This is a genomic window from Kribbella sp. CWNU-51 (assembly GCF_054073265.1).
The window spans coordinates 1-25,497 of sequence record NZ_JBSXMZ010000013.1; the positions used below are offsets into that span (position 1 = coordinate 1).

Annotated in this window: 25 protein-coding genes and 1 tRNA gene; 13 read left to right on the forward strand and 13 right to left on the reverse strand. The window is 69.1% G+C overall.

The window, feature by feature from the left end; genetic code table 11:
• Nucleotides 1-51 precede the first annotated feature (51 nt).
• The 5 genes from ACXC9Q_RS17090 to ACXC9Q_RS17110 form a co-directional block, all read right to left on the reverse strand.
• Complete coding sequence (locus ACXC9Q_RS17090; RefSeq protein ID WP_457057493.1) at nt 52-1,149, reverse strand: cytochrome ubiquinol oxidase subunit I; 1,098 nt, start codon at nt 1,147-1,149, stop codon at nt 52-54.
• Between the two features lie 3 nt (nt 1,150-1,152).
• Nucleotides 1,153-3,498, reverse strand: a complete 2,346-nt coding sequence (locus ACXC9Q_RS17095) for a LuxR C-terminal-related transcriptional regulator (protein ID WP_457057494.1) — start codon at nt 3,496-3,498, stop codon at nt 1,153-1,155.
• A gap of 244 nt (nt 3,499-3,742) precedes the next feature.
• Nucleotides 3,743-4,579, reverse strand: a complete 837-nt coding sequence (locus ACXC9Q_RS17100; protein ID WP_457057495.1) for a Gfo/Idh/MocA family oxidoreductase — start codon at nt 4,577-4,579, stop codon at nt 3,743-3,745.
• Between the two features lies 1 nt (nt 4,580).
• A complete protein-coding gene (locus tag ACXC9Q_RS17105) occupies nt 4,581-5,627 on the reverse strand; it encodes a Gfo/Idh/MocA family protein (RefSeq protein WP_457057496.1) in 1,047 nt (348 codons plus the stop codon).
• Nucleotides 5,624-6,622, reverse strand: coding sequence for a Gfo/Idh/MocA family protein (locus ACXC9Q_RS17110; RefSeq protein ID WP_457057497.1), 999 nt, complete (start codon nt 6,620-6,622; stop codon nt 5,624-5,626). Before ACXC9Q_RS17110 ends, ACXC9Q_RS17105 begins: the two co-directional genes overlap by 4 nt.
• On the opposite strand from ACXC9Q_RS17110, the gene ACXC9Q_RS17115 reads away from it, so the two are divergent.
• On the forward strand, nt 6,613-6,750 hold the full coding sequence (locus ACXC9Q_RS17115) for a hypothetical protein (protein ID WP_457057498.1): 138 nt from the start codon (nt 6,613-6,615) through the stop codon (nt 6,748-6,750). The two genes, ACXC9Q_RS17110 and ACXC9Q_RS17115, sit on opposite strands and share 10 nt — an antisense overlap.
• Here ACXC9Q_RS17115 and ACXC9Q_RS17120 read toward each other — a convergent pair.
• On the reverse strand, nt 6,747-7,781 hold the full coding sequence (locus tag ACXC9Q_RS17120; protein ID WP_457057499.1) for a LacI family DNA-binding transcriptional regulator: 1,035 nt from the start codon (nt 7,779-7,781) through the stop codon (nt 6,747-6,749). The genes ACXC9Q_RS17115 and ACXC9Q_RS17120 overlap by 4 nt on opposite strands.
• Nucleotides 7,782-7,907: 126 nt before the next feature.
• Here ACXC9Q_RS17120 and ACXC9Q_RS17125 point away from each other — a divergent pair, with 126 nt between their 5' ends.
• A complete protein-coding gene (locus ACXC9Q_RS17125; protein ID WP_457057500.1) occupies nt 7,908-8,480 on the forward strand; it encodes a dihydrofolate reductase family protein in 573 nt (190 codons plus the stop codon).
• Here the strand turns inward: ACXC9Q_RS17125 and ACXC9Q_RS17130 are convergent.
• Nucleotides 8,463-9,389 (reverse strand): sigma-70 family RNA polymerase sigma factor, encoded by a 927-nt coding sequence (locus ACXC9Q_RS17130; protein WP_457057501.1) that lies wholly within the window; start codon nt 9,387-9,389, stop codon nt 8,463-8,465. The two genes, ACXC9Q_RS17125 and ACXC9Q_RS17130, sit on opposite strands and share 18 nt — an antisense overlap.
• A 300-nt stretch (nt 9,390-9,689) precedes the next feature.
• On the opposite strand from ACXC9Q_RS17130, the gene ACXC9Q_RS17135 reads away from it, so the two are divergent.
• Nucleotides 9,690-9,893 (forward strand): cold-shock protein, encoded by a 204-nt coding sequence (locus ACXC9Q_RS17135; RefSeq protein WP_132152442.1) that lies wholly within the window; start codon nt 9,690-9,692, stop codon nt 9,891-9,893.
• Between the two features lie 45 nt (nt 9,894-9,938).
• Here ACXC9Q_RS17135 and ACXC9Q_RS17140 read toward each other — a convergent pair whose 3' ends face one another.
• A complete protein-coding gene (locus ACXC9Q_RS17140; RefSeq protein ID WP_457057502.1) occupies nt 9,939-10,415 on the reverse strand; it encodes a GNAT family N-acetyltransferase in 477 nt (158 codons plus the stop codon).
• Between the two features lie 208 nt (nt 10,416-10,623).
• Between ACXC9Q_RS17140 and ACXC9Q_RS17145 the strand changes: the two genes are divergently transcribed.
• The 5 genes from ACXC9Q_RS17145 (at nt 10,624) to ACXC9Q_RS17165 (ending at nt 14,206) form a co-directional block, all read left to right on the forward strand.
• Nucleotides 10,624-11,529 carry a class I SAM-dependent methyltransferase gene (locus ACXC9Q_RS17145; protein WP_457057503.1) on the forward strand — a complete coding sequence of 302 codons (906 nt, stop codon included), beginning with the start codon at nt 10,624-10,626 and terminating at the stop codon, nt 11,527-11,529.
• 104 nt (nt 11,530-11,633) lie between these two features.
• Nucleotides 11,634-12,248 carry an oligoribonuclease gene (orn, locus tag ACXC9Q_RS17150; RefSeq protein ID WP_457057504.1) on the forward strand — a complete coding sequence of 205 codons (615 nt, stop codon included), beginning with the start codon at nt 11,634-11,636 and terminating at the stop codon, nt 12,246-12,248.
• A gap of 81 nt (nt 12,249-12,329) precedes the next feature.
• Nucleotides 12,330-12,402, forward strand: a tRNA-His gene (locus ACXC9Q_RS17155).
• Nucleotides 12,403-12,913: 511 nt separating this feature from the next.
• A complete protein-coding gene (locus ACXC9Q_RS17160) occupies nt 12,914-13,402 on the forward strand; it encodes a SigE family RNA polymerase sigma factor (protein ID WP_457057505.1) in 489 nt (162 codons plus the stop codon).
• Between the two features lie 15 nt (nt 13,403-13,417).
• Nucleotides 13,418-14,206, forward strand: a complete 789-nt coding sequence (locus ACXC9Q_RS17165) for a hypothetical protein (protein ID WP_457057506.1) — start codon at nt 13,418-13,420, stop codon at nt 14,204-14,206.
• Nucleotides 14,207-14,278: 72 nt separating this feature from the next.
• On the opposite strand, the gene ACXC9Q_RS17170 is transcribed toward ACXC9Q_RS17165, so the two are convergent.
• The 4 genes from ACXC9Q_RS17170 to ACXC9Q_RS17185 form a co-directional block, all read right to left on the reverse strand.
• The gene (locus ACXC9Q_RS17170) at nt 14,279-15,265 is read right to left on the reverse strand and encodes a cation diffusion facilitator family transporter (RefSeq protein ID WP_457057507.1); all 987 of its coding nucleotides are present in this window, start codon (nt 15,263-15,265) and stop codon (nt 14,279-14,281) included.
• A gap of 46 nt (nt 15,266-15,311) precedes the next feature.
• Nucleotides 15,312-16,331, reverse strand: coding sequence for a hypothetical protein (locus ACXC9Q_RS17175; RefSeq protein WP_457057508.1), 1,020 nt, complete (start codon nt 16,329-16,331; stop codon nt 15,312-15,314).
• 201 nt (nt 16,332-16,532) lie between these two features.
• Nucleotides 16,533-17,153 (reverse strand): response regulator, encoded by a 621-nt coding sequence (locus ACXC9Q_RS17180; protein ID WP_457057509.1) that lies wholly within the window; start codon nt 17,151-17,153, stop codon nt 16,533-16,535.
• Nucleotides 17,150-18,334, reverse strand: coding sequence for a sensor histidine kinase (locus ACXC9Q_RS17185; RefSeq protein WP_457057510.1), 1,185 nt, complete (start codon nt 18,332-18,334; stop codon nt 17,150-17,152). Before ACXC9Q_RS17185 ends, ACXC9Q_RS17180 begins: the two co-directional genes overlap by 4 nt.
• Before the next feature lie 144 nt (nt 18,335-18,478).
• Here ACXC9Q_RS17185 and ACXC9Q_RS17190 point away from each other — a divergent pair, with 144 nt between their 5' ends.
• The 3 genes from ACXC9Q_RS17190 to ACXC9Q_RS17200 all read left to right on the forward strand — a co-directional run bounded on the left by ACXC9Q_RS17190 (nt 18,479) and on the right by ACXC9Q_RS17200 (nt 21,471).
• Nucleotides 18,479-19,432 (forward strand): SMP-30/gluconolactonase/LRE family protein, encoded by a 954-nt coding sequence (locus tag ACXC9Q_RS17190; RefSeq protein WP_457057511.1) that lies wholly within the window; start codon nt 18,479-18,481, stop codon nt 19,430-19,432.
• A 95-nt stretch (nt 19,433-19,527) separates the two neighbouring features.
• Nucleotides 19,528-20,625, forward strand: a complete 1,098-nt coding sequence (locus ACXC9Q_RS17195) for an ankyrin repeat domain-containing protein (RefSeq protein WP_457057512.1) — start codon at nt 19,528-19,530, stop codon at nt 20,623-20,625.
• Nucleotides 20,626-20,739: 114 nt separating this feature from the next.
• Nucleotides 20,740-21,471, forward strand: a complete 732-nt coding sequence (locus tag ACXC9Q_RS17200; RefSeq protein WP_457057513.1) for a lipoate--protein ligase family protein — start codon at nt 20,740-20,742, stop codon at nt 21,469-21,471.
• Between the two features lies 1 nt (nt 21,472).
• On the opposite strand, the gene ACXC9Q_RS17205 is transcribed toward ACXC9Q_RS17200, so the two are convergent.
• Nucleotides 21,473-23,185 carry an aminotransferase class V-fold PLP-dependent enzyme gene (locus tag ACXC9Q_RS17205; RefSeq protein ID WP_457057514.1) on the reverse strand — a complete coding sequence of 571 codons (1,713 nt, stop codon included), beginning with the start codon at nt 23,183-23,185 and terminating at the stop codon, nt 21,473-21,475.
• Nucleotides 23,186-23,277: 92 nt separating this feature from the next.
• Between ACXC9Q_RS17205 and tenA the strand changes: the two genes are divergently transcribed.
• Nucleotides 23,278-23,940: a thiaminase II gene (tenA, locus tag ACXC9Q_RS17210; RefSeq protein WP_457057515.1), complete on the forward strand. Its 663-nt coding sequence runs from the start codon at nt 23,278-23,280 to the stop codon at nt 23,938-23,940.
• On the forward strand, nt 23,937-25,484 hold the full coding sequence (locus tag ACXC9Q_RS17215) for a phytoene desaturase family protein (RefSeq protein ID WP_457057747.1): 1,548 nt from the start codon (nt 23,937-23,939) through the stop codon (nt 25,482-25,484). The genes tenA and ACXC9Q_RS17215 overlap by 4 nt, the downstream gene beginning before the upstream one ends.
• Nucleotides 25,485-25,497 lie beyond the last annotated feature (13 nt).

A 25,497-nucleotide genomic window follows, 5' to 3' on the forward strand; every position in this document is an offset into this window, starting at 1 on the left:
GTCGACAGGACTCAAACAGTCCAGGAGGTATCAGTGCTCACCCACCAGCGGCTACCAGCCACCGAGTCTGTCACCAACCGACCCGATAACACCCATTAGGAGGAACAGAGCGGTGCCCAGCCCGACCATGACGTCCCACGCCAAGTGGACGACGTCCGTGTCCGAGATTGTCGGCCGATCCCCGACCGGAACGCTGTCCAGGCCTTGAACGACGGTCGCCGTGCCGGTGCTCGGATCGGACAGCCAGGACGCCAGTCCCGGGATCGGGATCCCACCGGAGATTGTGCCGTCCGCGTTCAGCTTGCCCAGCAAGATCTCGGGTACGTCGGAACCCGTCGTCGGCACGAGCTCGATCGCGGCGAACTTCTCCGGCTGGTTGTTGTACACCCACCGGGCCAGCGCATCGCCGACTCCCATCTGGATCGGCGTCATGACCGCGGCGACCGTGAACGCGATGGTGAACCCGATCCGGTGGTACCGGTCGTTCCGGCCGCGCAGCATCCCGGTCGCGTAGACCGACGCGACCAGGAACCCGCCGACCAGGTACGCCGCGATGACCATGTGCGCGGCCTGCAACGGCATCGCGTCGTTGAAGATCACCTCGAGCGGTTCGACCTTGGTGATCTCACCGCTCGCGTTCATCGTGAAGCCGGCCGGCGCGTTCATCCACGCGTTCGCCGCGACCACGGAGATCGAGCCGAAGACGCCGGCGATCACGATCGGTACGCCGGTCCAGAAGTGCGTCCACGGTTTCAGCCGGCGCCAGCCGAAGATGTAGATCGCGACGAAGATCGCCTCGGTGAAGAAGAACAGCCCCTCGAAGGCGAACGGGATACCGAACGCATCGCCATAGATGCCCATGAACCGCGGCCAGAGTAGGCCGAACTCGAAGCTCAGCACGGTCCCGGTCACCGCACCGACGGCGAACGTCACGGCCATGTACTTCGACCACCTCTGCGCCAGCACCAGCGCGTCGTGGTCGTCACGCTTGATCCCGCGGTAGTTGGCGATCAGCGTCATGAATGCCCACGACACCCCGAGCGGCACCAGGATGATGTGGAAGGCGAGTGTGAACGCCATCTGCGCCCGCGCCCACGGGACCGGGTTCACGGCCGCCGCGACGGCCAGACTGGTGACGGTCTCGATCATTCGTCAGACCAGGTCGAGGTCCCACGCCCGGCGGACGGCCTCGTTGCGGCTCGACACCGAGAGTTTCCGCAGGATGTTCCGGACGTGCGACTTCACGGTGTTGGCCGAGATGAACAGCTCGGCGGCGATCTCACTGGTGGTGCGCAGCTGCGCGAGCAAGCGCAGGACGTCGAGCTCCCGCTCCGACAGTTCCTCGACGATCAGTGCCGGATCGTCGGCCGGACCCGTGGCCGTTCTCAGGTCCGGGCGCAGCCAGCCGGCCATCGAGCGCAACGCCGCATCCTCGCGGATGATCGCCCGGAGCCGCGCGGGCGTGTGCGTGAACGGGCGGCGGATCCGCTCGCCGCGAGCGAGCGACAGCGCCTCGGCGATCCCGGACCGGCCGCTACCGGCATCGCCGTCGAGCCATTCGGCCCGCGCGAGATCCAGGAGGTCCTGCACCCGCTGCGATGCGGTCATCGTCCGGCGGTGGCTCACGTCGTCCCGCCCGGCCTGGTCCAGACCGACTCCCGCCGCCTCGGCCTCGACGTACCCGCGCAGCCAGCCGTCCGGCGGTGCCGAGTTCCTCAGCGCACACCGGGCACCGACCCGGTCGCCCCGGTCCCGCATCAGCCGCACGCGCAACAGCGCGGACACCGAGCTCAGCAGGCTGTCGTCCTGCGTCTCGCGGAGCCGGCGAGCGCGGTCGAGGGAATGCTGGGCCCGGGTGAGCTCCTGACGCTCGAGCGCCACCCACGCGTGCGCCAGATGTGTTGCGGCGGGACGCTCCGCCGCGGCGACGGACTCCCCGGCGAGACGCTCGGCCGTGTCCGCGAGCACTTGTCCGCGGGACAGATGCCCACGGCAGGCCTCGGCGAGCGCCAGCGTGGCAAGGCATCGCAACCGGAGATCCTCGCAGTCACCCGCAGCAGCCGTCCGGACCGCGTCGGCGAGCACAGTGCACGCGATATCGAGGTCGCCGCCACGGAGGTGCGCCGTACCCTCCGCACTCAGAACCAGCGCCTTGAGTGCTGCGTTCCCGTGCGCGGCCAGTTCGTCCCGCCCCGCGCTGGCGGCGAGCAAGGTCTGGTCGATGCTGCCTGACTTGTCGTGCAGCAGGGTGGTCACGACAGCGGACGACACGGCCCAGCCGCTGCTGACAGGCGGGTCCACCGCGCAGTGCGCAAGGCTTTCCCTGGCTGCGGCGACATCGTCGTTGGCGACGGCGATCGCGGCGCGAACGAGCTGGACGTCAGCGGACTCCACTTCTGGCATGGCCGACAGACAGCTGGCCAGCTCCGAGCCCACCCGGGTCGGCAGCAGCAGGTCACCGACGCCCAGCCCGTTGACGACGAAACCGGCGGCGCGTGCCCAATCGCCCCTCTCGCCGGCATGCCTGACGGCCTCCAGCATTCGTCCGTTCGCGGCGTACCAGTCCGCGGCCCGCCGCTGCAGGTCGCCGATCGCCGAGGGCAGCGTGCGGTCCAGCTTGGCGCGGAGGAACTCACGGAAGAGCGGGTGGATCCGGTAGTGATCGGCGCGGCCGCGCACGGGTTGGACGAAGGTGTTGCCGCTCGCCATCCGTTGCAGCACCTCGTCGGCGTCCGGGCGATCCGCGAGCGTAGCCCCGAGCTCCGGGGTGACGTCGTCGACCAGGCTGATCCTGAGCAGGAAGTCTCGGTCGTTCCCGTCGAGATCACCGAACACCTCCGCGGCCAGGTAGTCGGTCGCGAACCCCACGGGCAGGGTCCGGTGGTCGCCGGCGCGGAGTGCGAGCGCTGCCAGCCGTACGCCGGCCGCCCAGCCCTCGGTCCGGTCAAGCACGTCCCGGGTCGCTGCCTCCGGCTCCGTGATGTCATGGGCGCCGAGCAACGCTTCGACTTCCGCGCCCGTGAAGGCGAGGTCGTCGTACCGGATCTCTGCGAGCGTTCCGTCCAGTTTGTAGCGGTGCAACGGCAGCGGCGGATCCACCCGGGTCGTCATCACTACCCGGACCCGGTCCCCGGTCGTGTCGAGCAGCCGGACCAACTGCTCCAAGACCGACTGGCGCCATACCCGTTCGGCGCCATCGAGAACGAGGACAACCGGTTCGGCCTCCGCGGTCCCGGCGGCGAGCGCGCTGCGCACATCCGGGATGAAGGTGTCGTCACGGCCGGCCAGTGAGAGCCAGGCCACCGGTGTCTCTGGGTGGCTCCTCGCCCACGCCGCGATGAGCACCGTCTTGCCGGACCCGGCCGGTGCGCTCACCAGTGTCAGCGGAACCTCTTGGACGGCCTGCGAGATGCGGTCGAGCAACCGCGGCCGCTGGACGACGCGGAAGGGCGGCGCCGGCGGCTGGATCCAGCTGGGCGGGACGGCCGGTTCGATCACAGATCTCAGCGCGGGTCCGACCGGAGTGTGCTGTCCGATGCGCTCCGCCCGCGAATCCACCCTCATGCCCCCGGCCCCCTCCGTACAGCCTGCTTCGCACCCGTCCCTTCTTTTCGACTGTGGGGTTCGCGGCCGACACCCGGCATCGCCCTGATGGGGTGAAACAGGAAGACGAGCGCCGCGGTGACGCGGCGGCTCGAGGAACAGGTGCTCCGTCGACGAACTCGGGCGGCTACGGCTGAGATCAGATCGCCTCGACCACGGCGTCGAGGAACTGCATCGGGCGCACCAAGTCGTCGTACTCGATCGGTGGCCGGCGGGTCTCGGCCATCTCCAGGAACGCACGCAGGCCGGGTTCGACGTACGACTTCCCGAGGGTGAGCTCGCGGGCCGCGAGACCGTGCCGACCGACGACCATGCCGTGGAACGGGACCTGGCCGTCCGGTCCCGGCCGCACCAACTGGACCACGACCCGGACCCCACCGACGTCGGCCGTGGCGATGACCATGTCGGCGATCTGTTCCACGCGTACGTCGCCAACGGCACCGGGCGCGAGCCTGAGCGCGACGTCGATCGGGTGGATGCCGTAGAAGTAGATGCCGCCGTACTGACTGGCCGGATCCGCCGGGCCAGTGGTGATCACCGTCTGTGGAACGCCGAGCGCCGCCGCCTGCTCGGCGAGCGCGTCCGTGTCCGGCACCCAGCGGACGGCAGACGACGAGGTCAACGGCGCATCGTGTTCGCGCGCCGCGGCAACGATCGCCCGGGCATCGGCCTCGGTGCAGGCCAGCGGCTTGTCCACGAACACCGGCAGGCCTTCGACCAGGAACGGTACGGCGTGCTCCCGGTGCAGACCGCCGTGCCGGTCGGTGACGATCACCGCGTCGACCAGGCCGAGCAGGTCCGTGGGCGCGTCGACGAGCCGCTCGAGCTGGCCGGTGGCGCGGAGCTTCTCGTTGCGTTCGCCGGCACCGCCGCTGATGGCAACGACGCGGGTGTCCCCGGCTCGGCGCTCGACGTTCAGGTACTCGATGATGTGGTCGACGTGGGAGTTCTCCGTCCCGATGATGCCGATGCGCACGTCACTCTCTCCCGGTCAGCTGGACCGGGGCACCGGTCCGGGCGGATTCGTAGATGCCGAGCACCAGTTCGAGCGCACGCCGGGCGTCCCGGGTGCCGATCGCCGGTGGGCGGCCGTCGCGCACCGCCGCGATGAAATCGAGGTACTGGTCGCGGTGGGCGTCGGCGACCGATCGCGAGACGCTCGCCTCGCCGGCATGCTCCCCGGTGGTGTCCGGCGGGGCCGCGCTCGCCTGGTCCGTGGGTTCTCCGTCGGCGGTGTCGAAGGCGACGAGGTCGTCCTGCTCGATCACGGCGCTGCCGCGGTCGCCGTACACGGACAGCCGGACCGGCCGGCCCGGGTACGCCGCAGTCGTCGCCAGGATCGATCCGATCGCCCCACTGCGGAACCGCACGGTCGCCGCCACGGTGTCCTCGACGTCGATCCGCTCATGCGCGAGCAGCTCGCTGTACGCCTGCACCTCGACGGGCTCGCCCAGCATCCATAGCAGCAGGTCGACCACGTGGATGCCCTGGTTCATCAGTGCTCCGCCGCCGTCGAGCTCGACCGTGCCGCGCCAGCCGCCGGAGTCGTAGTACTCCTGCGAGCGCCAGAAGGGCGACTCGGCGATGCCCGCGGTGATCCGGCCCAGCCGGCCCGTGGCGACCGCCTGGTGGACGAAGGCGGGGGCGGGCTGGAAACGGCGCTGGCTGATCACCGCCACGGTCAGCTCGGTCCGCTGCTCCACGTCGATCAGCCGGTCGGCCGCTGCCAGCGTCACGTCGATCGGCTTCTCCACGATGACGTGTTTGCCGGCCTCGAGCGCGGTGATGGCGGCATCGGCGTGCAGCCCGCTGGGCAAGCAGATGCTGACCGCGTCGATGTCCGGCCGGGCGCAGGCCTGCTTCAGGTCGCTCATCGGCTCGCCGCCGTACTTGCCGCTCAGGGCGGCGGCCCGGTCCGCCTCCACGTCGACCACCGCGACCAGTTCCGCTTCGTCAGGCAGGGACGAGATCAGACGCGCATGGGTCTCACCGATGGCTCCGGCACCCACCAGTGCGAACTTCATTCGGACATTCCTCTCAGTTGCCACGGCACCATGACACCGCCCGCGTCGGCGCTCTCCTGGGCGAGCAGCGCGACCCGCGTCGCAGCGAAGCCCGCCGCCGTACTGATCTCGGGCTCGAGGCCCGCCGCGAACGCATCGAACGCGTCGGCCGCCGGTCGCCGGGGGGGCGGCAGTTCCACCTGCCAGGGCGGACGTTCAGTGGTTGCCGCGATCAACTTGTTCTGCGCCCAGAACAACTCGGCCGTGCCCTCGGTTCCGGTCAGCCGCATCCGGTAGTCACCGTGGTACGGCGATGCCGCGGGCGTCAGCCAGTTGACTTCGATCGTCGCGGCAACCGGGCCCGCTCTGAGCAGCAGGGACCCGGACAGCGCGAACTCACTGCCATCCACGAGCCCGGTGACCGTTCCTTCGGTCGCTTCCGACAACAGCAGGACGAGGTCGATGTCGTGGACCGCGAGATCGCCGAGGATCCCGCCGTACCCCTTCCTGGTGAGGAACCAGTCCGGCCGCGTCGGCCGGTTGAGCTTGTGTGGCCCGGTCGATGCGACCTGGACGAGCTCTCCCAGCGAACCGTCGGCCAGCAGCGCACGAGCGGCGAGGGTTTCCGGATAGTTCCGCTTCTCCAGCAGCAAGGTGACGATGCGCCCGGTCTCACGCTGAGCGGCCTCGATCGCGTCGAGCTCGGCGAGCGTCGTACAGAGTGGTTTGTCCGCGAGCACATGGGCTCCGGCGCGGAGTGAGTCGACGATCGCCTCGGCCCGGTCGGCGTAGATCCCGGCGACCATGACGATGTCGGGCTGCAGCTCGGCGAGCAGCCGCCGGTGGTCGTCGTACGCCGGTACGTCGAACTCCGCGGCGTATCGCCCTGCCGTGGCCGGATCCGGATCCGCGACTGCGACGAGGTCCAGGTCTGCACGCAGCGGCACCTCGTCCAGCGCGTACCTGACATGGGCGTGGGCGGCGCCGATCACGGCCAGCCGGAGGGATGCGGGCATGGATCGAGTCAACCCCGCAACCGGACCGCCAGCAACTCGAGGCCGTCGGCGCGAAGGTCGGCAAGACGCCGAGCGAGACCGCGGACCTGATGCGCGCGATCCTGGCCGTGGACGAGGTGGCGGTCTAGCTTTTCCGTGGTGGCGCGGTGCTGCGGCGGACGATGAGTTCGGTGGGTACGGCGACCGGGGCGTGGTGATGTTCGCCGGCGCGGATCTCGGCGATCAACGCATCCACGCTCCGGCGGCCGACCTCTGCGAAGGTCTGGCGGACGGTGGTGAGCGGCGGCCAGAAGTGAGCCGCCTCTTCCATGTCGTCGAAGCCGACCACGCTGACGTCGTCCGGCACTGCGCGACCGCGCTCGTACAGCGCCCGCAATAGTCCGAGCGCCATCTGGTCGTTGGCCACGAAGACTGCCGTCACCTTGTCGTTGACAGCGAGCCGGCGGCCGGCCTCATACCCGGAGCTGGACGTCCAGTCACCATCGAGCACCGGTGGCACATCCCGGCCGTGGTCGATCAGAGTCTCCTCCCAGGACCGGCGGCGTCGATCCGCCGCGAACGACGTGGGTGGTCCACCGAGGTGCCACACCGTCTCGTGCCCCAACTCCAGCAGGTGCTCGGTGGCCAGCCGTGCGCCCTGCGCCTGGTCGGTGTCGACGATCGGATAGTCGTAATGCGCGCTGGAGTCGACGACCACGACGGGCAGCCCGTCGGGTAGCCGTACGCCGGCCTCGTCCAGGGTGTGCGCCTCGATCAAGATGATCACGCCGTCCACCGCCTGCTCGTCGAGCCGGCTGAACGCGTTCGTCACCGCGTTCTGGGTGACGTCCAGCACCGGCAGCAGGTTGATCGCGTACCCGCTGACGGTGGCCGCGGTCGCGATCGCGTCGAGGGTGCGCGTCGTACCGAAGCTGGACAGCTCGAAGACGATCACGCCGATACTGCGGAACTCGCCGTTGCGCAGCGCGCGGGCGGCACTGTTCGGCCGGTAGCCGAGCTCGCGCATCGCGGCCCGGACCCGGTCCCGGGTGGTCGCGTCGACGTTGTGCCGGTCGTTCGCGACGCGGGACACCGTCTGCCCGGACACACCGGCCAGCTGGGCCACGTCGGCCATCGACGGCCCGCGTCGTCGTCGTACCGCTGATTCCTCCGCTGGCATCGACCCCTCCTCGACTTGTGCCTGAGTGTAGACATGTTGACGTCAACACGCAGAGCAGCGATGAATCGGCGCCGGGCCGGCGGTATGTACCCGTGACAGTTCGTTCGGACAGAGCAGGAGCGCATCATGGGCCGCGTCATCGTCAGCCAGTTCATCAGCCTCGACGGCATCGTCACCGACCCGGACGGATCGGACCGCACCCCGGCCGGCGGCTGGGCCTTCCGGCACGGTCCGGGCCCGGTCGCGGGCGACAAGTTCCGGCTCGGTTCGATCCTGGACACCGGCGTCACGGTGTTCGGCCGGACCACCTGGGAACTCCTCGGCCGGCTGCTGTCGCCCCGCACCGACGACTTCTCGGTCCGGATGACCAAGATGGCCAAGCTCGTCGCCTCGCACTCGCTGACCGACGTCTCGGGCTGGGCCAACTCGGCCCTGATCGACGGGGACGTCGTCGACGCGGTCCGGTCCGAACGGGAGTCCCGCGACGTCACCGTGGTCGGCAGCCTCAGCGTCGTCCGGGTCCTGCAGGCCGCCGACCTGATCGACGAGTACCGGCTGATGACCTTCCCGACCGTCCTCGGCACGGGCGAGCGGCTGTTCCCGGCCGCGGACGCGCCGATCCACCTGCAGTTGGCGTCGACGGTCCAGAACGGCCCCGCCGTACTGACGACGTACGAGCGGTCAGCGGGTCAGGGGTAGTCCGAAAGCGGCGAAGATCCCGTCGTCCTGGAACGTGCGGTTGTGGGTGATGCCGGCCGCAGTGATGGTGAACACGTGCAGGGTGTGCAACCGGTGCACGTCGCCGTCACCGCGGTAGACCGCGATCCCGGCCTGCCCGTTCGCCGCGATCGGCACCACCCGCCAGTCGGTGCCGCGCAGGGCGAAGACCCGCGCCACGAACCGCAGGTGGTCTTCGCGCCCGGCGTACCAGTTGTAGAACGGCGGCATCTCCAGTACGACGTCCGCCGCGAGCAGCTCGGCGAACGCGGCCACGTCCGCCTTCTCGAAGGCGACGATGTACTTGTCGACAATCTCCCGGCTGCGCGGATCGTCCGGCTCGAGAACGTCCTCCTCGACGAGACCGGTCTCGGCCAGTTTGGCCCGGGCTCGTTGCAGCGCACTGTTGACCGCGGCCGGGGTCATCTCGAGCTCGGCGGCGATCTCCGCCGCCGACCAGTCCAGCACCTCGCGCAGGATCAGGACGGCCCGCTGCTTGGCGGGGAGGAACTGCAGTGCCGCGATCAAGGCAAGCCGGAGACTTCCGCGCGCGCCGACGACAGCCGCGGGGTCACTGGGGAACGGCTGCAGCCACAGGACGTCCTCACCGCGGACAAGCGGTGCTTGTGGATCCTCACCGCGGGCGACCAGGCCCGAGGGCAGTGGACGACGGCTGCGACTCTCCAACTCGTTCAGGCAGGTGTTCGTGGCGATCCGGTACAGCCACGTGCGCAGGGACGCGCGCGTCTCGTCGTACCGGTCGAAGGCGCGCCAGGCGCGGACCAGCGTCTCCTGGAGCAGATCCTCCGCGTCCTGGATCGACCCGGACATGCGGTAGCAGTGCTGGAGAAGCTCCCGCCGGTACGGCGCTGTCCTCGTCTCGAAGGTCACGCCCCATTGTGTTGGCACGATGGGGCAAATGAGCTGGCCTGCGATGATGTGGATCGGTGGAGCGCGGGCGGATCGTCATCGACGCGGCAGGCGGACATCGGGCTGTCACGGTCTGCTGACCATGCTAGGGTTGTCGACGGTTGCAGTTTTGCAGTTCCACGTTCGTTTCGAAGCGCCCGCGGATTTGTGATCCGCCGGGCGTTTTTCTCATTTCAGGCCACTGGTCTGTGTGGGTGGGCTCGTACCGCAACCCGGGAACCGGCACCTGCCGGGTCCCATCCCCCACTGAAGGAGCAGATCATGGCCAGCGGAACAGTGAAGTGGTTCAACGGCGAAAAGGGCTTCGGCTTCATCACCCAGGACGGCGGCGGCGCCGACGTGTTCGTGCACTACTCGGCGATCGCGACGGACGGCTTCCGGTCCCTGGATGAGAACCAGAAGGTCGAGTTCGACGTAGCCCAGGGCCCGAAGGGCCTGCAGGCGGAGAACGTTCGCCCGGTCTGAACCACCGCGCACAGCAGGCCCGGCCGATCACGGCCGGGCCTGCTGTCATGTGGTCCAGAGATATTCGCCGTCGTCCAGCTGCTCGGTGCGGGTCAGGCCGGCGGCCGCGGTGACCGCGGCTGACGCGGCGTGGTCCGGGTGGACGTGGGCGATGATCCGCTGGATGCCCTGGGCATTCAGCCAGATGACGAGGCCGCGTGCAGCTTCCTTCGCGTAGCCGTGGCCCTGCCAGTCGGTGCCGATCACCCAGGCGATCTCCGCCGTAGAGCCGGTGACCGTGGTCTGCACATAGCCGACCAGCTCGTCGTCGTGCCGGATCACCCAGTTGAACCATTGCTCGTCAGTCCAGCCCGGACCCTCGAGCTGACGACGGTAGCGAGCTTGGAGGACGTCCACACTCGGCGGCTCGCCGCCGGTGAAGGTATAGAGGTCCGGATCGGACAGGACCTTCGCCATCTCGCCGGCGTGCTCCACCTGCAGCGGAAGCATGCTCAGGCGGGCTGTGTCGAAGGGCGTGATCACGGCTCAACGGTAGCGCCGGACTGTCCAGGGGAGAGACGTACCGAAGGACGGGTGGTAGTCGCCTTCGCGCCCGGTCACGCCGACGTTTCACGCGGGGACCTCCGCAGTGGCAGGCACTACTACCCGTCCTTCGGTACGCCCGAGTCCGGAATTGCTGGATCGGCAACAAGATGCGGGGGTCGGCCGCGGGCGGGCGGAGACTGACGGCATGATCGAGATCGATTGGGCGGGAGAGGCTGGGCGGCTCCGGACCGCGGCCGAGAGCGAGAGCGACTGGAACCGGACGGTTGCCACCAGCCTGGTCCGCGACAGCGACAAGGTGGCAGTGGACGTCGGCTGTGGCGGCGGTGGGATGGCCAAAGCGCTCGCCGAGGCCCTGCCGGCCGGTACGACGGTGGTCGCGATCGACGCGGATCCCGACGTACTGGACCAGGCGCGCCAGCACACAGCCGGCGCGGTCCGGTGTGAGCTGGCCTCGATGGACGACGGCGCGGAGCCGTTGCGTAAGGCAATCGATGCACCGGCCGACCTGATCTGGGCGTCGGCTTCGGTGCATCACGCCGGCGACCAGCAGGCCGCGGTCGACGCACTGGCGTCACTGCTGGCACCAGGCGGTCGGCTCGCTCTCGCCGAGGGCGGTCTGCCGGCCCGGAGCCTGCCGTGGGACCTGGGCGTCGGCGAGCCCGGCCTCGAGCTGCGACTCGACCTGGCCCAGGACCGTTGGTTCAAGGTGATGCGTGACTCGCTCCCCGGCTCGGTGCCGATGCCGTACGGCTGGACCGAGGCGCTCACGCGTGCCGGGCTGAGCGACGTCACCACCCGAAGCATCCTCAGTGAAACCCCACCGCCGCTCTCCCACGACCGCCTGGAGCATCTGGTCTCCGCGTTCCGCTTCCGAGTCGAACGTCTGACGGCTGAGCCGGCGGAGGACGGGCACTCACATGGACACGGTCACGGGCATCTGGTGCCGGCCGATGACGAGTGGTTGAGTGCTGACGACGTGGCGGCATGGAAGCAGTTGCTGGACCCGGCCGGCCCGGACTACCTCGGCCACCGGACCGACCTCGCCGTACTGTCCGTGCGCAGCGTCAACGTCGGCCACGCACCTCGCTGACCACGCTCCGGCCCCGGCGTACGGCGTACTGGGGACGAACGCCACGCCGGGGCGTGGGCTGGTGGTGGCCAGGGTGTCGGCCGCTCGCCGTAAGGTGGGTGCCCATGAACGACCGGCTGGTGTGGATCGACTGCGAGATGACCGGCCTCGACCTGGCTGCGGACGCCTTGATCGAGGTCGCGGTGCTGGTCACCGACTATGAGCTGAACGTGCTCGGTGACGGGATCGACCTGGTGATCGCGCCACCACCAGGCGCGCTGGAGCAGATGGGCGACTTCGTCCGCGACATGCACACCGCCTCCGGTCTGCTCGCCGAGCTCGAGCACGGGATCCCGCTCGCCGACGCCGAGCAGCAGGTGCTCGAGTTCATCTCCGGATACGTGAAGGAGCCCCGCAAGGCCGCCCTCGCCGGGAATTCGGTCGGCACCGACCGGACCTTCCTGGTCCGCGACATGCCGCGGGTCGAGGCGCACCTGCACTACCGCAACGTCGACGTCAGCTCGATCAAGGAGCTGGTGCGCCGGTGGTATCCGCGGGTGTACTACGCCACCCCTGCGAAGACCGGTAATCACCGTGCGCTGGCCGACATCACCGAGAGCATCGCCGAGCTTCGCTACTACCGCGAGACCGTGTTCGTCCCGCAGCCCGGTCCGGACTCCGACACCGCCCGGGCCGCCGCGACCCTGATCACCACCCCGGACGCCCCGCCGGCCCCCTGACTCAGGGCGCGGGTGGGCCGATTTCTGGTCCACGGGGTTCATCGCTATGATTGCTCAGCCGTCGCAGTCAGGGCGGCAATGGTGGGTGTAGCTCAGCTGGTAGAGCACCTGGTTGTGGTCCAGGTGGTCGCGGGTTCGAGTCCCGTCACTCACCCGAAGGCGAGGGCGATCTGTGTCCGCGGAAAGCGCGGACCTGGTCGCCTTCGGCATTTTGTGCGGCTGCGCTTCGCTTGCCGCGGGTGGGGGCTTCGCCACCCACACCCCCTGCGCCTTCGCTTCGCTGGGCTCCGTGGCTGGGGTTGTCTTTTGGCTTTCGGCTGTGGCTGGGGTCGTCGTTCGGCTTTCGTCTGTGGCTGAGGTCGCTGTTCGGCTTTGTCGGTGGCTGGGGTCGCTGTTCGGCTTTGTCGGTGGCTGGGGTCGCCTTTCGGCTTGTCCGGGTTGGGGTTGTCTGCGGCCTTCGCTGGGCGGCTGATGGGAGGATGCTGCGGTGAAGTCTTCTGGGAGTTTGTGGTTCGGGTACGGCGTGGTGCTGGTGGTCACGTTTGTGGTGGGGTTCTTGGCGTTCGCGGTCTGGGTGCTCTCCTTGGTGTTCTGAAAAGTCGGGTGTGATCTTCCCGGCGGGTGGGTGCGTCTGTTGAGGCAGAGGCATCGACCGAAAGGCTGCGATGAGGGCAACTGAAGACTTCGAGGAGTTTGCGCGGGCGCGGATACCGCAGTTGTACCGCACCGCCTGGCTGCTGACAGGTGATCGGCACCACGCCGAGGATCTGGTCCAGGACACGCTCGCGAACATGCTGCGGACCTGGCACCGGGTCGAGAATCCGGCGGCGTACGCGCGGGCCGCGTTGGCGCGGACGTTCATTTCACAGCGGCGGCGGAAGAGCTGGACCGAGCGGCCGACCGCGGACGTGCCGGAGCGCGCCGAGCGGGCCGGGGATCCGGAGCTGCGGATGGCGCTGCAGAGTGCGTTGGCCGAGTTGGCGCCGTTGGATCGCGCCGTGCTGGTGCTGCGGTTCTTCGAAGATCGCAGCGTCGAGCAGGTCGCGCTCGATCTCGGCAAGAACGCCAGCGCGATCACCACCCGCACCGCCCGAGCCCTCGACCGCCTCCGCGCGGTCCTCGGCGACGGCGCCGCCCAGCTGATCGCGCACTGAACCCGAGGAGCACCGATGAACAACCAACTCACCGATCTCATGCAGCGGGCCACCGAGAATCTCGAGCCGGTCACGCCCGACCTGCTCGAACGGAGCGTCCAGCAGGGCCTCCACCTCCGGCGTCGTCGTACGACGGTCCTCAGCGTCGCCGGAGCCGGAGCCGTCGTGGCCACCGTGGGCCTGATCGCCGGCGGAGTCCAACTGCTCGGCGGCCCCTCGGAAGCAGCAGTCGCCGGTACGCCGGCTCCCTTGACCGCACCACCGGCGGCCAAGCCGAGCCACGTGACCCCGCAGCAGACACTGGTCACACTCCGGTCTCTCGTCGAGGCACCTGGCCGGACTCTCACCAAGCCCGAGCTGTGGGGCGAATCCAAGGACGGTTTCGTCGCCGCGGCGTACGTCGTCGACGACGGCAAGGGCGCCTCCCGCGTCGACGTCCTGCTCTCCGCCGGCGGCGAAGAGAACCCCTGCGCTACCGCGTCGACCGGCTGCACCAAGTTGCCCGATGGCTCGTCGGTGTTCGCCGTGGCCGAGCAGCCCGAGTACCCGGGCGACCGCAACAAGGACGGCGTCACCAGCAACTACGTCGCCCTGTACAGGCGAGACGGACGCTTCATCAGCATGACCAGCTACAACGCGCCGGCCGAGAAGGGCTCGCGGCACACCCGCCAGAAGCCGTTGTTTACGGTGGCGCAGCTCACCTCGATGGTGAAGAGCAAGACCTGGAAATTCCCGCCGGCGAACCAGGTCAAGCCCAGCGGTACGGCGGTCAAGCCGTCGTCGAAGGTCCAGCCCAACAAGTGAACGCAACGGCCCGGCTACCCAGGTGGATAGCCGGGCCGTCAGCGCCGTCCTTAACGAGGGCCGGCGAAGCGGTCAGGCGATGGGGTCGACGTACCAGGCTGGGAGGGGGACCGGGCGGAGGTCGGTCGGGTCACCGGGGCGGCTCAGGGTCAGGACGGCCCGTTCGATCTCGGGGCGGGCGTTCAGCGCCTCCTCGATGTCGTTCAGTCGGACGGCGACGGCGGACTCGGGGTCGTTGCCGATGACGTCGACCGCGGCGACCAGGAAGATCTTGTCGGCGCCGACCCACTCCATGTGCAGGAAGCTGACCCGTTCGATGTCCTTGTGATCGAGCAGCGCCCGCAGTGCCCGGTTGCGGGCCAGCGGCGTGACCGCCTCACCGGTGAGGAAGTCCATGTTCCGGCTGATCAGGAACAGCGCGACCCCGCCGAGCAGCAGGCCGACCACGATCGACCCGAGCGCGTCCCAGGCCGCGTTGCCGGTCAACTGGTGCAGCAGGATCGCCAGCGTCGCGATCACGATCCCGATCAGCGCCGAGAGATCCTCGACGAACACCGCGCGGAGCACCGGGTTCGAGGTGATCCGCACGTACCGCAACGGCCGCAGCATCCGCTTGAGCGCACCGGCCTTGGTCTGCCGCAGCGCCTGCGCGAACGAGATCCCTTCGAGCACGAACGAGATCGCGAGCACGGCGTACGCCCAGCCGTACGACGGGTTGCCCTCCTCCCCGTGCTGGAGCGACTGGATCCCGTGCCAGACCGACACCGCCGCGCCGACGGTGAACAGTCCGAACGCGGCGAACATCGACCAGATGTAGCCCTCCCGCCCGTACCCGAGCGGATGCGTCCGGTCGGCCGGTTTCCGGGCCCGCCGCTCGCCGACGAGCAGGAAGATCTCGTTGCCCGTGTCGGCCCAGGAGTGCGCGGCCTCGGCCGTCATCGAGGCTGAGCCGGTGATCACCGCAACGGCCGTCTTCGCCACCGCGATCAACAGATTCGCGGTCAGCGCGACCACCACGGTCAGAAAGCTCTCGCCCCCCGCGTTATTCGAGCTACTCACAGCACGACAGTAATCCCCCGCCCCCGCCGGTCACCGCAACCTCGCCTCAGGTGCCGCGGATCACGAAGCTCTTGCTGTAGCCGGCCTGGAATCGGCCGCAGGTCGGGAAGTACACGCGGTAGATCACGTTCCCGACGTACGGCGGCTGGGCAAGTACCGTGAACCGCCCGCTCTGCCGGACGATGTCCTGGCTCACTCCGCGCCACGCCGTCGCGCCGGTCAGGCGCTGCAGGACCACCGCGCACTTGGAAGGAGCGCCCGCCACCGTGCCGTTGACCGGCACGATCGTGCCGACCGGGACGCTCGTCCTGGCGGGCGTCGCGCCGACGATCCCCGGCCGGCTGACCGACCAGCCGAGCCCCGCGGTGTCGAACGCGCGGCCGCGCAGCCGGACACAGTTCAGGGCGTCCCCGGCAGCGGCCGGATAGACCCGTTCGGCGATCCCGGCGGTGTTGGTGAGATAGCGATCTCCGTCGTGCTCGACGCAGAGGTTGTCCCAGGTGATCTGGACGTTGATCCGGCTGCCGTACGCCTTACCAGTCGCGGAGTCGGTGATCGCCACCCGGGCCTTGTACGCCGACCCGAACGGCACCACCTTCGGGATGATCGAGACGCCGATCCTCGGCAGGTGGACGCCGGTGACGGCGATGCTCGGACCGGCGAACGGAGTCGGGGTCGTCATGCTGCCGTCGGAGCCGTCGATGATGGTGCCCTCCATCACGCCGGTGACCTTGAAGGTCCCGTTCGCCGTCGACGGCACGTACAGCGAACCCGTCCAGGTGCCGCTCTGAACGGTCCCGGAGGACAGCCCAAGGAGCGCCGCGACCATATAGCGCGCCGGCCCCGTGCCGCCGGTGCGATCCAGGAACACGTTGAGGAACACGGTGCCCGACTCAGTCGTCTTGTACCCACCGGCCACGGTGACCGATACGGCCACGGTGTTCAGCCCGGACACGGCGACCGCCGATCGCCCGAGCGTCACGCTGGTGACCGTCAGGTTCGGATCCGGCGAGCTCACCTTCTCCGGTACCGCGGAGGCGGCGGGCGCGACCACCGCCGCGAACACCAACGAAACCCCCGCGGCCAAAGCCGCCCACCCCTTTGACTTCAATCCCCCTGTGATCATTTCCGCAGAATGTCACGGGGATCCTTCGTTGCCTATCTCCGAACCGCTTTTATCATTGCCGAATCCCGAAATGCCGCCGGCGCACAACAATCGCGGCACAATTCGCCGCCGATCGCAACTTCGGCGTCCGGACGCGCATCGTTACCCAGGTGGGCGGATGATGCGTTGCTCGATGGCGCGGGCAACGGCGGCGGCCCGGGTGTCCACTTCGAGCTTCGTGTAGATGTGCGAGAGATGCGACTTCACCGTCGCTTCGCTGACGAACAGGCTCCTGGCCAGTTCCCGATTCGACCGGCCGGTCGCGAGCAACCCGAGGATCTCCACCTCCCGCTCGGTGAGCAACGGCCCCGACCGCCGCACCAACCGCGCGGCGACTGCCGGCGCGAGCACCGTCTCACCGCGCGCGGTCCCGCGGATCGCGCGAAACAAATCCTCGGGCGGCGCGTCCTTCAACAAATACCCGGACGCTCCGGCATCGATTGCACTCATGATGTCCGCCTCGGTGTCGTACGTCGTCAGCACCAATACGTGCGGCGGTTCCGGCAATGCCCGCAACCGCGCGGTGGTCTCGGCACCACCAGGCCCGGAGCCGAGGTTGAGATCCATCAGCACGACATCCGGCCGAACCGCGGCAACCAACTGCTCGGCACTGTGCGCGTCGGACGCCTCGCCCACCACGGACAGGTCCTCCTGGCCTTCCACGAGCGCACGCATCCCGGCCCGCACGACGGGATGGTCATCCACCAACGCGACCCGGATCATGCGCGGACCAACGGGATCGAGGCGGCCAGCGCCGTACCCTCGCCGGGTTCGCTCTCCAGGACCAGCGTGCCGCCGAGCTGCTTCAGCCGGTCGCGAATGCCGGTCAGTCCTCGCCCGCGATCCGGATCGGTCGACCCACCGTCGGGAAGGCCGCGGCCGTCGTCGCGGACGTCCAGGACAACTGCGTCCGGCTGGTAGGTCAGCGTGACCACGGCGGTCGTTGCAGCCGCGTGTTCGAGCACGTTGGCCAATGCACCACGGGCAGTGCGCAGCAAGGCGGTCTCGACCTCCGACCCGAGTGACACCGGCGTACCGTGCACCTGAACGCGCACGTCCACAGTGCTGTGGGCTGCGAGTCGCCCGCACGTCTGGCGGAGTGCATCCGGCAGCGCGGGCTCACCCGGCACCACAGTCAACTCTGCGGGAGCCAGGTCCCGGACCACCCGCCGTACCTCATCCAACCCATCGCGAGCGGTCGTCGCCGCCTGCGACGCATGCTCGCGTGCCGCGGCCGGTCGGTCGTCCCACTCCCGCTCTGCAGCCTGGAGGAGCAGATTGATGCTGGACAGCCCTTGCGCAACGCTGTCATGGATCTCCCGCGAAAGCCGGGCCCGCTCGGCCAGTGCGCCGGCCTGATGCTGCGCGTCCGCCAGATCCCCCTGCGCTGCATGCAGATCGTCCAACAGCGCCTGCCGCGCCACTGTGTCCCGCTCGAGGGCCCGATACGCACCAACAGCGAGTACGGCGATGCAGACCGGCCCCAGCACGATCGTCGGATCGAGCCGGTCAGCCATCCGGGTCCACATGACCACTGTGGTGACCACCATCCCCGCAACGACCGCACAGGCCGGCCAGAACGCCAGCACCCGCAACGCGACGAACGACAGCGGTACGGCGCACCACGCGAACGAAGGCGCCAGCATCACCAGCCCGAACCACACCACCACCAGCAACGCGAGCCATAGGCGACTGGGCAGCGCTTTGTGCGCGGCGTACGTCGCCAGTAGCACCAGCGCGCCCGCAAGCACCCAGGGCGCGCGGTCGCCGAATCCGTGCCCGGTCAGGTACCGGACCGCGGAGGCGAGCACCAGGACGACGAATGCCGCGTTCAGCGCGACCACCAGCCCGTCGGCGTGGCCCAGGATCCCGGTCGCCCAGCCCGGTGTGCGTGAAGTGGTCATGGTCCTGCCGATGGTAGGCCGAGCCGGCCGGCTTCCGAATCATCCGATCGGCTATCCGATGCTGGCCGAACACCCGTCGTACGGGCATCTGCGGCGGACCAGGCTGGAGGCAGTCCACCTCACCTCGAATGACGAGAGGTTCTCATGTCTGTCCGCTCCCTGTCCGCGACGCTGGCACTGTCCGCGGCCCTGGTCGGCGTCGGCGTACCCACGGCGTCTGCCCGGCCCGCTACCTACGAGCTCTCCGGCGACGCCGGTGGGTCCAAGTTCGAGGGCATCGGGTACGACGCTCGCACGCAGCGGTACTACGTCTCGGAGACCACCGGTGGCGAGATCCACCGCGGACAGTTGCGATCCGCGGCCGCGACCGAGTGGCTACCGGGAGACGGGACCGACGGCCGCTGGACCGCGCGTGGAGTCACGGTCGACTCACGCGGCCGGGTGTACGTCGCAGGTGGCCCGAACGGCATCGATCACCCAGGGGCGCCGGACCTGTGGGTTTACGACCGCGATGGCCGGCTCCTCGCCGCACTGCAGACAGGTGTGCCGAACGCGTTCCTGAACGACCTCGTGATCGGACCGGACGGAGCGGCGTACGTCACGAACTCGAACGCGCCGCAGGTGTTCCGCGTCGCCGAGGAGCACGGCCGCTGGACCATGCGGACCTGGGCGGACGCCACCGCGACCATCCCGACCCAGACCGGCTTCAACCTCGGCGGCATCGTCTTGTCCCCGGACCGGCGCGCGCTGGTCGTCGCCCAGGGCAACGTCGGCAGCCTCTGGCGGTTCGCCCTGAGCACCGGCACGGTTTCGGCTGTCGACACTGGCGCGGCTGACCTCGTCAACGCCGACGGTCTCGTGCAGGACGGTCGTCAGCTCTGGGTGGTCCGCAACTTCCCTCGCGTCCTGACCACGCTGCAGCTCTCCAGCGATGGCCGTACGGCGCGATTGGCCTCTGCGACCCCTACGGACCCGGACCGGGTGCTCACCACGGCGAAGCTCGCCGAGGGCAGACTGCTGTTGGTCGACAGCAAGTTCGACGAGACCACCGCGGTCCCGCCGTACCAGGTCATCACCCTTACCCCACCGCGCCGATGAACCGCACCATGGCAGCGGCTGCCGTCATCATGGTGACGGCAGCCTGCACGACCACCGACAGCACCTCACCCCCGTCCCCTCAGAGGACCAGCGCAGTGTCGACAGTCAGCACCCTCGATCAGCAACTGATCGCCGCCGCCTGGAAGAACGACGTCGCCGCAGCCCGCCGGCTGATCAACGCCGGCGCGAACGTCAACGCGGTCGACGACTCCGTGCAGAGCGCCTTCCTGATCGCCGCGAGCGAGGGGTATGTCGAACTGCTCGACCTCACACTGCAGCACGGCGCCGACGTCCGCAGCCTCGACAGCTACCGCGGTACGGCGCTGATCCGCGCCGCCGAGCGTGGTCACGCGGCGGTGGTCGGCCGGCTGCTCCAGGCCGGTGTGGCAGTAGATCACGTCAATCGCCTCGGCTGGACCGCGCTGCACGAGGCCGTCCTGCTCGGCAAGGGCACCCCGCAGTACGTCGACACGGTCCGGCTGCTCATCGCCGCCGGAGCCGACCGGAACAAACCGGCGGAACGCGACGGCATCACACCGGTGCAGGCAGCGCGGAGCCAGATCGAGGTGACGGCTGTCCTGGCTACCAAGCTCCCGAGCTCCCCCACCGCCGCTCTGCTAGCGGCTGCCGCGGCTGGTGACGCTGACCAGGTCGCTGCAGCCCTGGCCGCCGGTGCGCCACTGGAATCCCGCGACGACAACCGCCGTACCGCTCTCCTCCTCGCCTCCCTGAACGACCGCGTCGACGTAGCTCGGCTCCTGGTCGCACTGGGCGCCAGCCCCGATGCGCAGGACAACCGGCAGGACTCCGCGTGGCTCGTCACTGGCGTCACCGGCAGCGTCGCGATGCTCGAGACCCTCCTCCCCGCGAAGCCGGACCTGACCCTCCGCAATCGCTTCGGCGGCGTCTCGGTCATCCCGGCGAGCGAGCGCGGCCACGTCGACTACGTCCGCCGCGTGGTCCAGACCGGCATCAACGTCAACCACGTCAACGATCTCGGCTGGACCGCCCTCCTGGAAGCCATCATCCTCGGCCAGGGCACCAAGCCCTGGCAGGACATCGTCCGCATCCTCCTCGCCGCCGGCGCGGACCCGTCGCTCCCCGACAGCGACGGCATCACTCCCCTCCACCACGCCACCAACCGCGGCTACGCCGAAATCGCCGCCCTCCTCCGCTCCGCCGGCGCCCGCTAGGCCCAGATGGCAGCCAGCGTCACCGAGAGCTTCGGGGGGATCGGGGTACGGGACGGCTCGGCCCTCGGCGTACCGCTTGGCCGCCAAGCCGCCGCGGCGTGACACGATTGCGGGGTGCGGCTCTTCTCTGGTGGCGGTGGCGACAGGGCGAGCGAGTTGGCTGTCGGGCACGCGTTGGTTCGGCGGGTATCGGCCGGCGAGTTGGAGGAGGCGCTGCGGGTCTATCGGCCGTCCGGGCCTGTCGTGGTCTTCGGACGGCGCGACACGCGGCTGCCGGGCTTCGGGGCGGCGGTGCGTGCGGCTCGGGCGGCCGGGTTCGAGCCGCTGGTGCGGGCGGTGGGTGGACGCCCGGTCGCGTACACGGATCAGGCGTTGGTGGTTGATCACGTCAAGCACGAGCGGCTGGCGCCCGACGGCATGGAGACCCGGTTCAAGCAGTACGGCGCGCTGTACGCCGACGTGCTGCAGACGCTCGGGATCGACGCGCGGGTCGGAGCGGTGCCCGGCGAGTACTGTCCGGGCGCCCACAGCGTCAACGCGCGCGGTGTGGTGAAACTCGTCGGCACCGGGCAGCGCGTCGTACCCAACGGGTGGCTGTTCAGCGCCCTGATCGTGGTGGGCGACGACGCGCGCCTCCAACCACTATTGGCCGATGTCTATCGACACCTGGAGTTGCCCTTCGACCCGGCGTCCGTCGGCTCGCTCTCGACCGAAGTTCCGGGCTTGACGGTCGAGACCGTGGAGCGCCAACTGCTCGAGGCGTACGGCGCGACAGACCCGCAGGCTCTCGACGACGCAACCCTCGAGCTCGCGAAGTCACTCGCCGCCGATCACCGAGTCGCCTGAATCAGTCGTGGGTCAGACAGCGGGACGGCAGCTCGAACCACCTCAGGTGATCGAAGTCCGTGTTCACGCGGCCCTCGGAGTCGGTGCTCTGCTCCTGACAGGTGGACAGGAGTTCGCGCGCCTCGTTGAGGTAGTCCTCGAGTGCTGACTCCGGCGCGGTGTGATCGTGGCGTGGATACCTCAGCTTGCCGTCGGCGTCGTACCCGACCTGCGACAGCCGCATCGGCGGCTCGACCGGACCACGATGGTGCCGCCACAGGCCTGTCGCCGGGTCGAAGCGGTAGTCGCCGAGCAGCCGCCATCCGTCACGGGCGACCAGCTTCACCGCCTCCACGACGTACGAGAAGACCGCCTCCGAGATGAAGTAGTTGAAGTTGACCCGCACCCACCCGGGCTTGATCCCCTCGCAGCCGTGCAGGATCTCCTCGGCGAACTCGTGCGACCGCACCAGGTCGATCCCCAGCAGCGTGTGTCCGTACGGACCCGCGCACGAGCACCCGCCCCGCGACTGGATGCCGAACAGGTCGTTCAGCAGCGCGACCACGAAGTTGTGGTGCAGGTAGCGCCCGGACGGCGCCTTCACCTCGAACGACACGATCGACAGCCGCTCGGAGTCCAGGTTGCCGAGGATCTGCAGGTGCGGCTCGTCCTTCCACGCCTCGACCGCGCGGCGCAGGTACGCGTCCTCGTGCGCGCGGATCACCTCGATCCCCACCGCCTGCTTGAGCTGGAAGGCCAGTCCGGCCCGGATCGACCCGATGATCGCCGGCGTACCGCCCTCCTCCCGGTGCACCGGGTCGTCGAGGTAGCGGTGCTCCAACGGATTCACGTACGCGACCGTCCCACCACCAGGTACGTCGGGAACCCGGTTGCGGAGCAGCTCACGCCGGGCCACGAGTACGCCGGGAGTCCCCGGACCGCCGATCAGCTTGTGCGGACTGAGGAAGATCGCGTCCTTGTACGACAGCGGGTCGATGTCGCGGCCGCCATACATGTCGATCACGACGTACGGCGCCGCAGCCGCACAGTCCCAGAACGACAGAGCGCCGTACCGATGGAGCAGCGCCGAGACGCGATGGGTGTTGCTGACGATGCCGGTGACGTTGCTGGCGGCGGAGAACGAGCCGATCTTGAGCGGGCGATCGGCGTACTCGATCAGGCGCTCCTCGAGCTGCGGGATGTCGATGTGGCCGTCGTGGTCCTGGCTGATCAGGACGACGTCGGCGATCGACTCACGCCACGGGAGCTCGTTGGAGTGGTGCTCGTACGGCCCGATGAAGACGACCGGGCGCTGGTCGGGCGGAATCTGGTCGGTCAGGTGATAGGTGTCGTCCAGTTCGGCCGGGATGCGCAGGCCGAGGATGCCGATCAGCTTGTCGATCGCGCCGGTCGCGCCGGAGCCGCAGAAGATCAGCGCGGTCTCGTCGTCACCGCCGACGCTCTGGTGGATGATCCGGCGGGCGTCCTCGCGCAGGCGCGTGGTCTGCAGCCCGGTCCCGCTCGACTCGGTGTGCGTGTTCGCGTACCGCGGCAGGACCTCCTCGCGGATGAAGTCCTCCAGGAAGGTCAGCGCGCGACCTGACGCGGTGTAGTCGGCGTACGTGACCCGGCGGGGACCGTACGGCCCCGGCATCACCTGGTCGTCCCCGATCACCGACGCCCGGATCCGCCGCAGCAGCGGCGTGTCCGGCGGCATCTCCCCCTGGCTGTTCATGCCTCAGAGTAAAGCGACCGAGTGACGTTCGTCTCGTGCCGTCGCGGCGAGCTGTGGATAAGGTCGGTCCCAGTCGACGGCGAGGAGTGGGGATGACGTTTTCCGGCGAGCTGTGGGACCGCGGTGGGACGTCCGTGTACGACGAGATCGTCCGGCATCCCTTCATCACCGGGCTGACCGACGGGACCCTCGACCACGATGCGTTCCGTTACTTCATCGTCCAGGACAGTCACTACCTGCGGGCGTACTCGCGGGCGCTCAGCCTGGTCGCCGGACGCGCTCCGGACGAGGACGCGGTGAGCATGTTCGCGCTGCACGCCGCCAACGCGATCGCGGTCGAGCGCTCGTTGCACACCTCGTTGCTGGAGTCTCTGGGGTTGACGGTGGCCGATGTCGACGCAGCCGGGTCCGGACCGACGACAACGGCGTACATGTCCTATCTGACCGCTGTCTGCGCCACGGGCACGTACGCCGAGGCTGTCGCCGCCGCACTGCCCTGCTACTGGATCTACCGCGACGTGGGCCGCGAACTGCTGAAGCGGTCGTCGCCGGACCCGCTGTACCGGCAGTGGATCGAGACGTACGGCTCGGACGAGTTCGACACCGTGGTGGAGTCGGTACTCGCGGTCACGGACGGACTGGACGTGAGCACGTCGGAGCGGGAACGTTGTCATCAGCACTTCGCCACGACGTGCCGCTACGAATGGATGTTCTGGGACGCCGCGTACCACAAGCTCGATTGGCCGGTGGGATGATGGACTTCTACGACGTCGTGATCGTCGGCGGCGGGCACAACGGCCTCGTCGCCGCCACGTATCTGGCCCAGTCCGGGCTGACAACGCTCGTACTGGAGCAGCAGGCCCACACCGGCGGCGCAGCGGTCAGCCAGCAGGTGTTCCCTGGTGTGGACGCGCGCCTGTCCCGGTACTCGTACCTGGTCAGCCTGCTGCCCGACAAGATCGCCGCCGACCTCGGTCTGTCCCTCGAGCTCCGGTCGCGCGCGGTGGCGTCGTACACGCCGGTACGCCGTTCTGGACGCGATCTGGGCCTGATGGTCGAGCGGCCGGAGGGGGCGGCGACCCGTGCGTCGTTCGAGGCACTCACCGGCAGCGATGCCGACTACGCGGCGTGGACCTCCTTCTACGGCGCCGTCGGCTCCCTTGCCGCCGCCATCGCCCCCACACTGCTCGAACCACTGCAGTCCGGAGCCGTACTGCGCTCACGTGTCGACTCGGCCCTCTGGGACGAGCTCATCGAACGACCTCTGGGCGAAACCATCGAACGACGCTTCGCGGACGACACCGTGCGCGGCGTGGTCGCGACCGACTCGGTCATCGGCACATTCGCGTCACTCCACGACGAGTCACTGATCCAGAACCGGTGCTTCCTGTACCACCTGATCGGCAACGGCACTGGTGAGTGGCGGGTGCCCGTTGGCGGCATGGGTGCTGTCACAGACGCACTGGCTGCTGCAGCCCGCCGCGCCGGCGCCGCACTGGTCACCAACGCCGAGGTGACGTCTGTCGAGGCCGACGGTGTGCGCGGGTCCGTCACCTGGATGGGTGGCGACGGCGAGCGGTCAGTTGACTGCTCCTACATCCTCGCGAACGTCGCACCGGCCACGCTGGATGCTCTCCGTGGTCGGTCGGTCGAGGTGCGGCCTGAGGGGTCGCAGCTGAAGATCAACCTGCTGCTGCGCCGGCTACCTTTGCTGAAGTCCGGCGACGACCCGGCGCGGGCCTTCGCCGGGACCTTCCACATCGACGAGGACTACAGCCAATTGGAGTCGGCCTATTCTGAGGCGGCTGCCGGCGGGCTGCCCGCCGTACCTCCCTCAGAGGTCTACTGCCACTCCCTCACCGATCCGTCGATCCTCTCGCCGGCATTGGTTGCCTCCGGCCACCACACGCTGACCGTCTTCGGTGTCCACTTCCCGGCCCGGCTGTTTGCCGACGACAACGACGCAGCCCGGGACCTGGCGACCCGCCGGGTGCTGGCCGGCCTGGAGTCCTACCTCGCCGAGCCGCTGGAGAACTGCATCGCCCGCGACGCGGACGGCAACCTGTGTGTCGAGGCCAAGACGCCGTACGACATCGAGGAATCCGTCGGCATGCCCGGCGGCCACATCTTCCACGGCGACCTCCAATGGCCCTGGGTCACCGACGACGCCGACGCCGGCCGCTGGGGCACCGAGACCGACGTCGCCAACCTGCTGATCTGCGGCTCCGGAGCGCGCCGCGGCGGCGCCGTCTCCGGCCTCGGCGGCCACAACGCCGCCATGACCATCCTGACCGCCTAACCGATTTCGCATC